General features: G+C 68.6%; 9 protein-coding genes. 1 reads left to right on the top strand and 8 read right to left on the bottom strand.

Annotated elements, in window-relative coordinates:
* Window positions 1–70 precede the first annotated feature (70 nt).
* The 4 genes from OHA19_RS06895 to OHA19_RS06880 all read right to left on the bottom strand — a co-directional run bounded on the left by OHA19_RS06895 (window position 71) and on the right by OHA19_RS06880 (window position 8,881).
* The gene (locus tag OHA19_RS06895) at window positions 71–3,250 is read right to left on the bottom strand and encodes a type I restriction endonuclease subunit R (protein ID WP_405718688.1); all 3,180 of its coding nucleotides are present in this window, start codon (window positions 3,248–3,250) and stop codon (window positions 71–73) included.
* Entirely contained in the window at window positions 3,247–4,503 is a 1,257-nt protein-coding gene (locus tag OHA19_RS06890) for a restriction endonuclease subunit S (RefSeq protein WP_405718691.1), read from the bottom strand. The genes OHA19_RS06895 and OHA19_RS06890 overlap by 4 nt, the downstream gene beginning before the upstream one ends.
* A complete protein-coding gene (locus OHA19_RS06885; RefSeq protein ID WP_405718694.1) occupies window positions 4,500–6,614 on the bottom strand; it encodes an N-6 DNA methylase in 2,115 nt (704 codons plus the stop codon). The genes OHA19_RS06890 and OHA19_RS06885 overlap by 4 nt, the downstream gene beginning before the upstream one ends.
* A gap of 89 nt (window positions 6,615–6,703) precedes the next feature.
* The gene (locus OHA19_RS06880; protein WP_405718697.1) at window positions 6,704–8,881 is read right to left on the bottom strand and encodes an N-6 DNA methylase; all 2,178 of its coding nucleotides are present in this window, start codon (window positions 8,879–8,881) and stop codon (window positions 6,704–6,706) included.
* Between the two features lie 199 nt (window positions 8,882–9,080).
* On the opposite strand from OHA19_RS06880, the gene OHA19_RS06875 reads away from it, so the two are divergent.
* Window positions 9,081–10,307, top strand: coding sequence for a DNA sulfur modification protein DndB (locus OHA19_RS06875; RefSeq protein WP_405718700.1), 1,227 nt, complete (start codon window positions 9,081–9,083; stop codon window positions 10,305–10,307).
* Window positions 10,308–10,402: 95 nt separating this feature from the next.
* Here OHA19_RS06875 and OHA19_RS06870 read toward each other — a convergent pair whose 3' ends face one another.
* The 4 genes from OHA19_RS06870 to OHA19_RS06855 all read right to left on the bottom strand — a co-directional run bounded on the left by OHA19_RS06870 (window position 10,403) and on the right by OHA19_RS06855 (window position 14,480).
* Complete coding sequence (locus OHA19_RS06870) at window positions 10,403–11,041, bottom strand: class F sortase (protein WP_405749673.1); 639 nt, start codon at window positions 11,039–11,041, stop codon at window positions 10,403–10,405.
* An 84-nt stretch (window positions 11,042–11,125) separates the two neighbouring features.
* The gene (locus OHA19_RS06865; protein ID WP_405718706.1) at window positions 11,126–11,557 is read right to left on the bottom strand and encodes a hypothetical protein; all 432 of its coding nucleotides are present in this window, start codon (window positions 11,555–11,557) and stop codon (window positions 11,126–11,128) included.
* A 225-nt stretch (window positions 11,558–11,782) separates the two neighbouring features.
* Complete coding sequence (locus OHA19_RS06860; RefSeq protein WP_405718709.1) at window positions 11,783–13,762, bottom strand: sensor histidine kinase; 1,980 nt, start codon at window positions 13,760–13,762, stop codon at window positions 11,783–11,785.
* Window positions 13,752–14,480, bottom strand: a complete 729-nt coding sequence (locus OHA19_RS06855; protein WP_405718712.1) for a response regulator transcription factor — start codon at window positions 14,478–14,480, stop codon at window positions 13,752–13,754. Before OHA19_RS06855 ends, OHA19_RS06860 begins: the two co-directional genes overlap by 11 nt.
* Window positions 14,481–14,529 lie beyond the last annotated feature (49 nt).

Genomic DNA, 14,529 nt, shown 5'->3' with positions numbered 1-14,529 from the left:
ACAACGCCGGGAGGGCCCCGCTGCGCGCCGCACAGGTGCAACGGCGGGACCCTCCCCGTGTGCTGCGGGACTATTCGTCCACGCCCTCCTCGCGGCGGATCATCCGCCATGCCGCCCGGCGCGCACTGCGGTCCAGGCTGGACTTGAATCCCTTGTCGGGCCCGAAGTACTGCCGTCCCATGCCGGCGATCGTGTCGATGTGGTCGGCCATCTTGTCGGCGAAGACCTTGTCGAAGACCTTGCCGAAGTTGTCCTCATCGTTGGCGACGGCTGCCAGCCGGACCTTCTTGTCGGCCTTGGCCTCGTTGAAGGGCTGGATGACGTCCTGCTCGGTGAAGTCGGTGCCGAACTTGGCGTTGAACTTCTCGATCAGCTCCGACAGCAGCGACTTCTCGGCTTCCGCGGCGCCGCCCGCCCCCTCTCCGAACCCCTTGAGTTCTGCCGGGCCTTCGGAAGTGAGCGACTTGTCGTGCTCGCCGGTCTTCTCCACCCGCAGGTGACTGAGGTCGATCTCGCCTATGTCGACGCCACCATCGGCGCGGCGCGGGAGCCGGTTGAGGAGGTAACGGCCGTAGAGATGCAGCCGTTCCAGCTCAGCGTCGCGGTAGGGCACGATCTGGGCGAGGAACCCGTACTTGCGCACGTAGTCGTTCAGATCGGCGCGGAAGTCCTCGGCGGTCTCCACGTCGTCGTCCTCCTCGCTCTCAAGGAGCGGCGTGAACCGGGCGACGGCGGGGGACAGCAATCGGTACAACTCGGCGTGCAGCTTCTCCCACTTGGCCTGCGAGCCGGCCGCCTTCTCCTTCGCCGCGAAGTAGGCGGCGGCGAACTCGTCCATCTCCTGCTCGGAGATGATCGGCGCCGACATGACACGGCTCTGTGCGGTGTAGAGCAGGTTCGGGTCGGAGGGGAGCGTTGTCGCCTCCTCGAAGTACGGACGGAAGGCGTCTTGTATGTCCTGGGCGTCGTTGGCGAAGTCCAGGACCGCGAGGTCGGCCTGGGACTTGCGATCGGCGGTGCGGTTGAGACGAGATAGTGTCTGCACGGCGGAGATACCGGTCAGCTTCTTGTTGACGTACATGGTCGTCAGGAGCGGCTGATCGAAGCCGGTCTGGTACTTCTCCGCGACCACCAGGATCTTGTACTCCTGCTGCCCGCGCCCACCGGCCGCCACGGCCTTGTCGTCGGCACGGGTGTACGCGAACGCCTTCGGCAGCGCGCTCTCGGCGATCCCGCCGTTCTCCTTCGGCTCGGTCGTCTCCTCGTCGTCGATGGTGAGCGAGCCGGAGAACGCGACCAGGACCCCCAGGTCCGGGTACTTGGTGTCGTACTCCTGGTCCTTGATGTAGCTCTTGATCGCCCGTGCCATCTGTGCGGCGGACTGCCGTGAGGCCGTCACCACCATGGACTTGGCGCGGCCGCCGAGCCGGCCGCGGGAGTGCGCGAGGAAGTGCTCGACGATCACCGTGGCATGCTGCGAAACGGTGTGCTCGTGGGTCAGCGCGTACCGGGCGAGCAGGCTGTTGGCCTTGGCGGGGTCGACTTCGATCTCGTCCGGATTCTGGTTCACCAGCTTCCAGTACGTGTTGTACGTGACGTAGTTGCGCAGCGGGTCGAGGATGAAGCCTTCCTCGATGGCCTGGCGCATGGAGTACGTGTGGAAGGGGCGGTAGACGGCCTTGCCGTCGACGGTGTGCTCCGTGCCGAAGAGTTCGAGGGTCTTGGCCTTCGGGGTGGCGGTGAAGGCGAAGTAGGAGAGGTTCGCGGCCTGCGAGCGCTCTGTGGCCTTCTTCCTCAACTTCTCGTCGACGGTGACGGCGGTCGCGCCCTGATCTGCCGAATCGGAGTCCAGACCGAGGTCACGGAGCACGGCCCGCACGTCCGTGGCAGCGCCACCGGACTGCGAGGAGTGCGCCTCGTCCACGATGATCGCGAAGTTGGTGCCCTTGATCTCGGTCGGGTTGCGCACGATGTAGTCGATGAGTGCCGGGAACGAGTGCAGGGTGACCGTGACGATCTTGCCGGTGTCGCGTGACAGCGCGCGGGCCAGCTGCTCGCTCTTCGCCCCGTTCCTTTCGTCGACCTTCACGACCAGGCCCTCGGTCTGCGAGAAGCTGCCGACGGTTTCCCGGAGTTGGGCGTCCAGGTTGCGGCGGTCGGTGATGACGATGACCTTGTCGAAGACGGGTGCGCCGGGCTTGATGCGGCCCTTCTCCACGGCTTCCGGGTCGAGTACGCGCGGGTCGGTGTCCGCGTGCAGATCGCTGAGGCGGTGGGCGAGCCAACCGATGGTGTTGGACTTGCCGGAGCCGGCGGAGGCCATGACGAGATAGTTCTCGCCTACACCGTGGGTCGCCGCGTGCGCGGTCAGCTTCTTCACCACGTCCCACTGGTGGAAACGCGGGAAGATCGTCGACTTGGTGGTGCCGCCGCCGGGCGTCTTGGACTTCTGCTGGTGCACATAGCGCTGGAGCAGGTCGAGCCAGTTGTCCCGTGCCCAGACCTGTTCCCACAGGTAGGAGGTTGAGTACGTGCCGTACGCGGTCGGGGCCGGGTTTCCGGCACCACCCGGCAGGCCGGCGTCGTTGGAGCCGGTGTTGAAGGGGAGGAACCGGGTGTTCTTGCCCCGGAGCTGCGTTGCCACGAAGACGAGATCCGGGTCCACGGCGAAGTTCGCGATGACACGGCGCGTGAAGATCAGCTCGGTGGGGTCACGGTCGGTTCGGTACTGCTTCTTGGCATCCTCGACGCCCTGCCGGGTGAGCGGGTTCTTCAACTCGGCGGTGGCGACGGGGATGCCGTTGAGAAACAAAGTCAGATCGAGCTTGTTGCCCCAGTCGGCCTGCTTGGTGGCGTAGACGAGTTCCCGTACGACGGTGAGGCGGTTGGCGCGGTAGCCGTCGAGGACGGAGTCGTCGGCGACCAGATTCGGCTTGAAGTAGGCCACGCGGAGGCGGACGCCCCGGTCCTTGACGCCGTTGCGGAGCACGTTGAGCAGACCGTCCTCGCTGATGGCCTTGTCCAGGCGCCGCGCGAAGCCGTTCTGCGCGGCGTTGACGTCCTTGCCGTAGACGGCGAGTAGTTCGTTCCACTCGTTGATCTGCGTCTTGCCGAGGAAGGTGAACAGCTCGTTGGTGTCCAGCCCGAGATCAGCCTGGTAGTCCTCGGGCTGCGCCTCGCGCCAGCCGCGCTCGGTCATCGCGGCGACGATGGCGTCCCCGAAAGCGGCCTCGTTGTGGATGGGGCTCATGCCCGTACTCCGTCCGTTACGTAGCGGCCGCTGGCGGTGGAGACGTCGAACTGGCCGGTTACGGCGGCGGTGATGAGGGCTTGGCGGCGTTCGGCGAGTAGTTGTACTTGCCGATCCACGCTTGATGTTGCTTTGACACTCCATGCATCGATTTCGTCGCAGCGTCGCGAGGCAGTCGCCTGCTCGGCGGGGTCGGGCAGCAGCAACGGCATACTCAACAGGATTCCGGTATTTAGGTTCGGCATCGTGCTGCCGATTGCCTGCAGCCGGAAGTAGTGGCGCACTGCAGAGATTGTCAGATAGCGTCGCAGATATCCGGAGTGGAATGCGTTGTCTCTGAACCTCACTCGCAATGATCCTGTGCCGCAAACCCAGCCCTCTTGTTCAGATTGGACGATGCTCGCTCTCCCAAGTTCGCCGCGCCGCCCGAAGATCACATCACCCTCGCGCAACACATGGCGTGCCAGTCGGTCGCGGACTTTGGTTGGAACTGTGATGCTTGGGTCGGCAATTAGGCCGGCGGGTGTAATGTTTGCCGGATTAATTACAGGCCATGCGCCCTCGACGTAATCTTCGGCGTGCAATTGGCTACCGAAGGGGCCAGTTTGTACCTCGCAGTCGATTGATCGGAGCCGGGCTTCCAGCCAGTTGCTGGGGATCTCCCCGAGTGGGGTGTAGTCGGCCCGCTTGGTGCGCGGAGCCGGCAAGCCCCTTACTGCGAGGTCCATCTGGCTGGCTGCTCGCTCGGAGAGCAGGCTGAAACTCCGCTTGCGCAGCGCAGAGAGTTGCTCGATATGAGTGGTCTCTGCGTCGAGGAAGTCGGCAATGCGGCGCTGCTCCTCCAGTGGCGGCAGCCACGTCTGGTAGCCCCCTACCAGGTCCCAGGATGTGCGTGGCATTTTGGTTCCGTAGGCCGTGGTGTTCGCCCATTCCACCCATGGAGTTGACAGCGTTACATGCAGCAGGAAGCGGCTATCGATTTCCGGTCCGGGCCGTAGAACTAGTAGTTCGCTGGTGTTCGTACCCTCTGCTGTCGGTAGGTGAGACTTCGCCAAGTATGGGCGGAGCTTGCTGAACAACACATCTCCTGGGCGGTGGCAGATGCTGTCGTCTGCCGTTTTGACAGGTAGATCCTCGACGAGAAGTCGGCCGGTGCCACCTTCTATGTCTTCGAGGCCGAGAAATGGGTGCTGCTCGCCATCAGATTTTTGGATAACATTTCGGACGACCGATTTGAGGCGAACGTTCGTCATTCTGTCACCTCCGCCAGCAGCGCCTGGATCTCCGCCTCAAGCGACTTCAGTTCCGCGTCGATCTCCGCCAACGGCCGTGGCGGCTCGTACACGTAGAAGTGCCGCGTGAACGGGATCTCGTACCCCACCTTCGTCTTCGTGTGGTCGATCCACGCATCGGCCACATGCGGGTGCACCTCCCGCTTCAAGTACTCCTCCACGTCCTCACCCAGAGGCACGTTCTCGAAGTCGCGCAGTTCGCTGTCCGGTTCCGACACACCCTTGGCGGTCTGGACCTCCCCCTCCGGGTCCCGCACGCCCACCGCATCCCGCAGCGCCTTCGTGAACGGCGCCCCGGTCGGCCCCTGCACGCCGGCCTCCGCCATCGCGTTCCGTACCGCCACCTGAGCCTCGGACTTGGTTGCCCACTCCGAGCCCAGCAGCGGGCTCAAGGCATCTCCAAGCACTTGCGCCTCAGCGTCTGCCAGCTTCTGGGACTGCGCCTCTTCCTCTTCCGTCAGCTTCCGCCGGGCCTTCGCCTTTGCCGCCAGCTCCGGCTCACGTGGCAGGAATCGCTCCTCCGCCCACTTCTGCACCGGCTTCGACGCGAGCAGCGCCCCCAGCGTCTCCTCCGTCAGCTCGAACCGCAGCTTCAACGGCCGTTCCACCGTGATGCGCTGGTAGCCGAACGCCGAGTTCTCGAAGACCTTCACCTTGCCGTGCAGTGGGTGTTCCGCATCCGCCGCAGCTGCCACCGCGTCCCCGTACAGGCGGGTGATGTCGGCGATGTGGTTGGGCTTGTTGCCGGTTCCGTCGCCGAGTTCCTTGCGCTTGTCGCCGAGGGACTTGCGCATCTTCACCCACTGGTCGCGCGCGTCCAGCAACACGACCTTGCCCTTGTGCTGGGCGTCCTTCCGGTTGGTCAGGATCCAGAAGTACGTGGAGATGCCTGTGTTGTAGAAGAGTTGGTCCGGCAGGGCGACGATCGCCTCCAGCCAGTCGTTCTCCAGGATCCAGCGGCGGATCTCCGACTCACCCGAGCCGGCCGCGCCGGAGAAGAGCGGGGAGCCGTTGAAGACGATGGCGATGCGCGAGCCGCCCCCGCCGTTCACGTCCACCGGCTTCATCTTCGAGATCATGTGCTGGAGGAAGAGGAGCGAGCCGTCGTTGATGCGGGGCAGGCCCGCGCCGAAGCGGCCGGAGTCGCCGAGGTTCTTGTACTCGTACTCGACGTCCTCCTTGACCTTCTTCCACTCCACGCCGAACGGCGGGTTCGCAAGGAGGTAGTCGAACTTCACCCGCGCGTGACCGTCGTCCGAGAAGGAGTTGCCGAAGGCGATGTGTTCCGGGTCCTGCCCCTTGATCATCAGGTCGGACCGGCAGATCGCCCAGGATTCCGGGTTGAGCTCCTGGCCGTACACCTCCACCGTGGCGTCTGGGTTCAGGGCCTTGATGTGTTCCTCGGCCGCGCTGAGCATGCCGCCCGTACCGCAGGCCGGGTCCATGACCGTGCGCACGACGCCCGGCAGGCTGAGTGCGTCGCCGTCCGGGGCGATCAGCAGGTTGACCATCAGCTTGATGACTTCGCGCGGGGTGAAGTGCTCACCCGCGGTCTCGTTCGACTGCTCGGAGAAGCGGCGGATCAGCTCCTCGAAGATGTAGCCCATATTGTGGTTGGGGACGACCTCGGGGCGCAGATCCAAGTCGGTGAATTTGCCCATGACCTGGTAGAGCAGGTTCGCGCTGTCGAGCTTTCTGACCTGCTGATTGAACTCGTACTTCTCCAAGACCTCGCGGGCGTTGTCCGAGAAGGAACCGACGTACCGCTGAAGGTTCGCCGCCGCGCCTTGCGGATCGCCGACGATCTTCTTCAGGGTCAGGTTGCTCTTGTTGTAGAACGAGTGGCCCGATGCCCGCCGCAGGAAGTGATCCGTGTCGATCTCCTGGCCCTCGAAGCGGGCGGCCGTCTCCGCGACCTTCTCGCGCGTCGGCTCCAGGACGCACTCCAGGCGACGCAGCACCGTGAACGGAAGGATCACCTTTCCGTAGTCCGACTGCTTGTAATCGCCGCGCAGAAGGTCGGCGACGGACCAGGCGTGGTTCGCCAGCTCCGTGTGCTTGCTGCTGTTCAAGGGATTCCCCGGTTTCCTTTCGGACCCGCCCACTCCAACCGGAGCGGGTTCGGACAAGTGTGATGGATGCGTGAAGGCGGTGGTGTCGTTCAGGCCGAGCCGGACGGGACGGAAGTCTCGGCGCCGGTCGACGTCGGGACCAGGCCGCCCCCCGTCAGCCCGCCCGCCAGCAGGCGGGCCGTCTGCTCGGCCAGCTCCGTCGCGCGCCGGGCCTCCGCTCTCAGTTCGTGGACGCGGCGAAACGCCTCCCCGTACTGGCGCTGCTCCTCCAGCGGCAGGAGAGGGACGCGTAGCCGGCCCGGACTGACGTGCAGGATCGTGCTGCCTGTCGACGCACCGGCGAGGTTCTCCTCCGCACTCAGGAAGCCCGCGAGGAACCACGGGTCGAGTCGCGCCGGATCGGGGCGGAAGAGGTGGACCTGCCGGCCGAGGAGTGCCCCTTGGTCCGCCTCGCCCGCCACCCGGACCATCGGCCCGCTGCCGCCCGCGAGCGACCGGACGAGCACATCGCCCGCTGCGATCACTGGGCTGGAGTCCGTTCGCAGTCCGGACGGGGCGCCCGTCGGGCCCGTGCCGAGCGCGATGTCCTCGCCGGTCAGGACGGCGGTGGTGGTCGGTGCGGAAAGTGTGCCCTGTGGTTCCTTGGGCTCCTTCGAGTCGGGGGCCGTGCGCAGCAGCGTGAGCGCGCCGCCCCGTGCCAGGTCGGACGCCGTTGCCGTACGCCACTCCCGTGCTGCCGGGACGGCCGCCTGCCAGCCGACGTAGCCCGCTGCCCTGCTCAGCGAGTCCGCGGCGGCGACGAGGCGGAGGCGGCTGTCGTCCGTTTCCCGGGCGAGCTCCGCCGGTGCGATGTCGGTGCGGGAGACACGTACATGCCGGGCGGGGGACAGGTCGATGAGGTCGCCGATGAGGTCGACCACCGGGACGGCGCGCGCGATGCCGGGCACGTCGGTGAACTCGTCCGGGGCGTCCGCGAAGGCTGCCCACGCGGTGAGTACCCGGTCCGCCAGGGCCGTCCAGTCCAGGGAAGCCCGGCCGCTGCTCCGTGTGCCCCCGCGAGAGCCGGCCTCCGTCGCGCCCCCGGCCCGCGCCGTGCCGGGCTCCTCGGACGTATCGACGAAGAGCACGGATCTGTGATCCGGGCCGCTCGGCTCCGGCCGCTGCAGGACCCAGATCTGCAGCCCCACGTGCAGCGGGGCCGCCGCTCCGGCCGGCAGGGCGACGACCGCGCGCAGGGCTCCGCTGCGTACCAGCTCCATCCGCACGCGGCGGCCCGAAGCACGGGAAGCGGTGGCAGGCGGAAGGATCAGGACGGCATGGCCGCCCGGTACGAGATGAGCGAGTGCGTGCTGGACCCAGGCCAGCTCGGACTCGGCGCGCGCCGGTACGCCGTACGCCCAGCGCGGGTCGTAGGCCAGCTCGTCGTGGCCCCAGTCCCGGTCGCCGTAGGGCGGGTTGCACAGAACGGCGTCGACGGCGAGCCCGCCGAAGGCGTCGGCGCGGAGGCTGTCGCCGGTACGGACGGTCACCGTCGCGTCCGGGACGGTCAGCATCAGGGCCACCGCGCTGCGCCGGGCCTGGACCGGCACGCTGTCCTGGCCGTACAACTCCGTCGCGCCCCGCCCGGCGGCCGCAGTGAGCAGCGTTCCGCTGCCGCAGGCCGGGTCGAGAACCCGGGACAGCGACCCCGGTACCAGCCGGGCCACGAGATCCGCGAGCGGGGCGGGGGTCCGGTAGGTGCCGCTGGTGGTGCTGTCCTCCAGCTCCCGTTCCGCCAGCACGCCCAGCGCGGCTTCGCCGCCGTCGTGGCGTACGCACCGGACCAGAGCCCGCAGCGCCGGGGCGTCATCGGCCGAGAAGCGGGAGGCCTCCGCACCGGGGACGGTCTTGGCGAGCGTGGGGATCGCGTCGTTCGCGTGGGCGGCGAGATCGGTGTCCGGCAATTCGGCCAGGGCCGTCAGCTCGTCCGGCCTGCGACGGGCGGTGGTGAGGACGAGGGGGAGGAGGCGTGCTGCCGCGCCACTGCCCTGCGGGTGCAGCCTCAGCGAGGTGCGCAATTCCTCCAGCGGGCTGACCGCTGCCGTGTGACCCCGTGCGTCGAGCCAGGCGCGCACGGCCGGCAGGTCGTACAGCGGGCTGCTCTCGGTGCCTCCCGAAGGGGCGGGAAAGTCGTCGTGACGTCGGCGCCAATTGCTGACAGTGGCGCGTGTGACCCCCGCGATGCGTGAGATCTCGGCGGCTGTCACCTGTGCGGATGGCTGGGGCATGGCGCGAGTCCTGAGCCTCTCGGTAGGGAGCTGTTAACAAACTACACCAGCCGTCAAATCCCGCTAGCTGTTTGACAGTGCTTTCGCTGAGATGCTTATCTGGCGACGCTTCCGGGTGGTGGTCGCCATTCGAGCGACAAGCGATCCCTGCGGCCTGCCTGCCTGTCCGCCACCTCACCGATCCCTTGGGGGAACTGCCATGCGCCTCACCATGCCGACCGCCGTCGTCGAGGGAACCCAGCTCACCGTCATGCCGTTCCGTGCGGACGCCGTGATCGGGACCATGTCCGTACCGACGCTCGTCCAGCTCGTTCCCTCGCCCCGCCGAGAGGAGGACACGAAGACGCTCAAGGCCGCGTCCGGCGCCGTGCGCCGCCACGCCGAACTGCGATCGCTCGTGCAGCGGGCGCTGAAGTCCACGCAGAAGGGGAAGAACGTCGGCTCGTACGCCGAGTACATCGCAGACGGGGTGAAGGGCGAGCTGGGCGCCGGTTGGTCCACTCCGCCGATCACCTTCTGGCACGCCGGACCGCTCGCCGCGCTCAGTGACGAACTGCTGCCCGGCACCGGGTTGCGGACCTTGACCATCACGCCGGGCACATCCGTGGTCGCCATCGACGGCGAGACACAGACGACCGCATGGCACGAGCTGTACGACGACCCCGAGCGGTACGGGCTCACGTATGCCGAACTCGCTCAGGTGCGCGTGCCGTTCGAGCTGTACGTGGACCTGACCGTGGCCGATGCACGGCAGATCTTCTACGACCGCAACGTGCAGGGCGTCGTCGTCGCGAAGAACTTGGCCATGTCCATGGACCAGCGGGACTTCGCCACCCGCCTCGCGCACCGCGTAGCCGAAGCCGTCAAAGTCGACATCGACGGCAAGCCGGTACCGTTCACCAAGCTCGTCAACGCCAGTAAGCGGCAGGTGGGGAAGACCGATGCGGAGGTCATCACCCTGTCCGCGCTCCGGGCACTCGTGATCACGGCGATCTACGGGCGCGGCGGGCTGTCCCGCTCGGCAGAAACGGTCCACGAGGACGAACTGCCCACGGGGGCGAGCGCCGAGCAGGTCGAGCAGTGCGTCGTGCCGTTGCTGGCCCGCCTGATCGCCGACCGCAGCGAGCACTTCGTCTCACGCAGTGCCCTCACAGCACCGGCCGTGCTCGCCGGGCTCGGCATCGCCGTGCACCACACCGCGCCGTGGACCGACCCGGTGAACGCCCTGGGCGCCGACGAACTGCACCGACTTCTCTCCGACATCCGGTGGGAGCGCGAGGCCTGCTACTGGGACGGTGTGGCAGCGAAGTCGGGTGCCTCCGGACGACTCAACTTCAGCGGTGGTGTGAAGGACTCCGGCGGCCGGGTCGCCGACGCGATCCTCTACCCCGGAACCGAAGCCGGGCGCCGGATCCGCGGCCAGTAGGCGCTGGACCGCGCCGGCCCGCGCGGAGCTCGCGCGCCACAGCTCCGTGGCGCGTCGAAGGGGCAGAAGTACGGGAATGCGGGGCCGCGCGGCCGTCAGTTCCGGTTCGCGTAGACGATGAGGTTGTCCACCGGGTGGCCCCGGTCGTCGAAGGCGCCGTCGCAGGTGATGAGGCGCAGGGTGCGTGCGCCGGTGGCACCGTAGACCTTCTCGGTCGGGAATGCCTTCTTGCTGACGGTCTCGGTGGCGGTGACCCGGAAATGGAGTTCCGCGCCGCGGTTGTTGCGGACGGCTATGTCCGCCCCCTTGCCGATTTTCTTCAGGTCGTGGAACACGGCCTTGCCGTAGCGGGTGTTGTTGTGCCCGATGATGACCGCGGCACCGGGCTCGCCGGGAGTGGCGCCGCCGGTGTACCAGCCGGCGGTCATGCCCTTGTCGGCGGGTGGGACTTCGACGGTGCCGTCCTGGTTGAGACCGAGGCGCATCAGCTCGCTGTCGATGCCGAGCGACGGGATGCTGACGCTGACGGGGACGGCTGCCGGAGAGCGGGGACTGCCGGACTTGCCCGTCCCCTTCGAACCGGCCTGCCGCGGGGCGTCGGAAGCGGGGCTCGCGCTCTTGCCGGGTGCGGCGGCGGACGAGCCGTTCACGGACTCGGCGGAGCAACCGGCGAGAACGAGGCAGGCGAGCACCGGAAGCAGGGCGTGCCGGAGCGAGGGCGTGGTGTAGGACATGGGGGGCTCCAGGTCTGGGCGGAGAGCGGCAGTGGCGCCGCCCGGGAACGGACGGCGCCACGATGCGAAGCGAAGGGTGGTCGGTCAGCCGTTGCGCTGTGCGGCCGAGCGGCGGCGCAGTACGACGGTTCCCGCTCCGGCGAGCAGCAGCGCGGCGGCGGCGGATCCGGCGATCGTGGCGGTGCTGTCGCCCGAGGTACTGACCGTTCGCTCACCCGCGGCCACACCACCGCGCGGCGCGGGCACTGCCGAAGCCTTGGCGTCGGCCTTTTCGCCCCTGGTCACGGCGGGAGCGGGGCTGTCGCCGGCGGCCACACCGCCACGGGGCGCCGCGGACGGCCGGGCGCTCCTGGCGGGAGCGCTGTCGGACTTGTCGGCGGCCGCCGCGGCGGACCGCTTGACGGACGGAGCCGGCGAGGGCGCGGAGTCGGCGAAGGCCGCGGCGGACGGAACGAGCACCGCGCCCGCCGCGACGGCGGCGAGGACGGCGGTGCGCAGGGACAGACGGTTGGGCATGGGGATGACTCCATTCCAGATCGGCCTCGGTGGCGCCCGGCGTCCGGTTCGCCGTGGCTGGTCCGCGGTGGCTGGTCGCACCGGGCGCGAGGCATGCCGACAGGCTGGCGTGAAGTTATGAAGAAGCTGTCAGAATGCTGTCGTCATCGCATCAGAGCTGATCAGAGCCCGTCAGAGTCAGTCAGTGTCGGTCAGTCGGAGCTGGGCGGTGCCGGGCGGAGCTGGTCAGGGGCGTTCCGTTCCCCCGCTTTCCTGACCCACTGCTCCGGCTGCGCTCCTCCTGTCCGTCACATCAGCCGCATCCGCCGGCAGGCGGAGTGTGAACACCGAGCCCTGCCCCTCGACGCTCGTCGCGCTCACCGAACCCCCGTGTGCCTCCACCAGTTTCCGAACGATCGCCAGCCCCAGCCCGCTGCCCCCGGTGCGGCGGCTGCGGGACTTCTCGGCTCGCCAAAAGCGGTCGAAGATGTGTGGCAGGTGCTCGGCGGAGATGCCGCTGCCGGTGTCCGCGACCTCGACCACGACTTCCCCGCCGGACGACGCCCCGTCCGCCGATGCCTCTGCGCCGTACGCGCGCACCGTCACACGTCCGCCCGACGGGGTGTGCCGTACGGCGTTGGAGACCAGGTTGCCGATGGCCTGGCGCAGCCGGACCGGGTCGGCCCACAGCGCGGGGGAGGGGGCGTCGGCCACCGCCGGGAGCGCCGTGAGCGCGACCCCCGCGGTCTCGGCCCGTCCCTGGTGTGCCGCGGCGACCTGTGCCAGGACGTCCTCGATACGTACCGGTTCGGGGTGCAGACGCAACGCGCCCGCGTCCGCCGCGGCGAGATCCTGGAGGTCGTCGATGATGTGCTGGAGCTGAACGGCCTCCGTGTGCAGCGAGGCGATGAACGCGGGATCGGGCTCCGCCAGGCCGTCCTGTGCCGCCTCCAGCCACCCCCGGATGTTGCTCAGCGGGGTGCGCAGTTCGTGGGCGACGTCGCTGACCATGTCCTTGCGCTGCGCCTCCAGGCGCGCGCGGTGGTCGGCCATGTCGTTGAAGGCCGCGGCGAGCCGGCCGATCTCGTTGTCGTCGGTGACCAGCACGGGTGCGGAGTCCTCCCCGTCCCGCATCCGCTGCGCCGCGCCCGTCAGGGCGTGCAGCGGCCTCACGAGCCGGGATCCGGCGAGCACCGTGGCTCCGACGGTGAGTGCCAGGACGAGCGCCGCGGCGCCCGCGATCTTCGCGGTGTTGGCGGGCGAGAGGTCGAAGCCGGGAACGGTCGTGCCGCCCTCGTCGCCGATGAACAGCAGCGCGGGCGAGGCGACATAGGAACCGAGCTGTTCCCGGCGCGCCGTGTCCACGCACGAGGCGGCGGCACGGTCGTCCTCGCCGGTCCGGACGCTCGGCACGGGGCTGGGAGCTGCGCCGGAGACATCGGCGGCGACCTTCTGTGCGGAGCGGTCGCCCCAGGACAGATCACGATTGAGCCGTATGCCCGCGCGGCCCTGGCGTTTCAGGCAGGCGTCGGCGAGTGCGTTGAGTGTGGCCAGGGCCTTCCGCTCGGTCGCCGTCGGGGCGTCCAGGTCGTCGGACGCGCACCGGGTGTCCTGGACGCGGTCCGGGTCATTGCCCACGACCTGCACGCGCGGGCGTCCGCTCGGGCCGCGGACGACGTCCGCCGCGATTCCGACCCGGCTCAGGCACTGCGCGTTCCGGTCGGCGGCGCGCTGCAAGGCCGTACGTTCGGCGGCGGGCAACCGGAACGGGCCGACCGCGCGCGGGTCGACACGGTCGGCCGCGCCCCCTGTCCGGTCCACCGTCCGGGAAAGGGCCGTGTCCACGGACAGCGGGTCGACGATCGCCGACGCCTGGGGTGGCAGCGCGGGCGGTGACGGCAGGGAAGCGGAATCCGCCAGCGGACGGCGCTGCTCGGTGGTGAGTGCGATCCGCCGGCCGGACTGCCGTGCCAGATCGCGCACGGTGCTGTCGACGCCCTCCCAGGTGGGGTGGCCCGCGGCGTAACCGAGCAGGGTGTTGTAGATCCGGGCGTCGGCGGTGAGGTTCTGGCCCTGCTCCTGTTTGATCGCGCCGGAGGTGGTCTGCACGGCGAGCCAGGCCGTGGCGGCCACCGAACAGGCGGCCACCAGCGCGGACACCGCCAGCAGCCGGCCGAACAGGCTCTTGCGGAGCGGCGGCCTGGTCCGCCGCCGGTCACGACGCACGCGAAGCGTTCCTCGCCGGGTCCGTCAGCTTGTAGCCGACACCGAAAACGGTGAGCAGCCGGGCAGGCCGACGCGGCGCGGGTTCGATCTTCTTGCGCAGGTTCATGATGTGCACGTCGACCGTGCGGAAGCTGATGTACCGGTCGAAGCCGTGCAGTTCCTCCAGGAGCCGCTGCCGGGTGAAGACGCGATCGGGCTCGGTCGCCATGGCGGCCAGGATCCGGAACTCACCGGGTGTGCAGTCGACCGGCCGGCCGTCCACGGACACCTCGTGCCGGTCCGGGTCGACGACGAGCGCACCGACTCTCAACGCCCGGTCCGCCGCGGCGGGCCCGGTGACCTCCGCGCTCCGCCGGCTGCGCCGCAGCAGCGTCCGTACCCGGGCCATGAGCTCACGCGGGCTGTACGGCTTCGTCATGTAGTCGTCCGCGCCGAGATCCAGCCCCAGCAGCAAGTCGTCCTCGGTGCTCCGGGCCGTCAGCATCAGCACCGGAAGCTCCCGGTGCTCGGCGCGCAGCACGCGTACCACGTCCAGACCGTCGGCCCGCGGCATCATCACATCGAGCACCAGCAGATCGGGCTCCCGGTGCCGGACCTCGGCGAGCGCCGCGAGGCCGTCACCGACGACCGTGACCGCGTGGCCCTCGTGTTCGAGATAGCGGCGTACGAGTTCGGCCTGCTTCTCGTCGTCTTCCGCGACTATGACGTTTGCGCACACGCGGTTGATCGTAGATGACCACACGGAGACCACTCATGGCACCGGACGG

It is taken from the genome of Streptomyces sp. NBC_00012, from assembly GCF_045040875.1.
In the GTDB taxonomy this organism is placed as follows: Bacteria; Actinomycetota; Actinomycetes; order Streptomycetales; family Streptomycetaceae; genus Streptomyces.
This window is presented reverse-complemented; position numbering and strand designations above follow the sequence as displayed.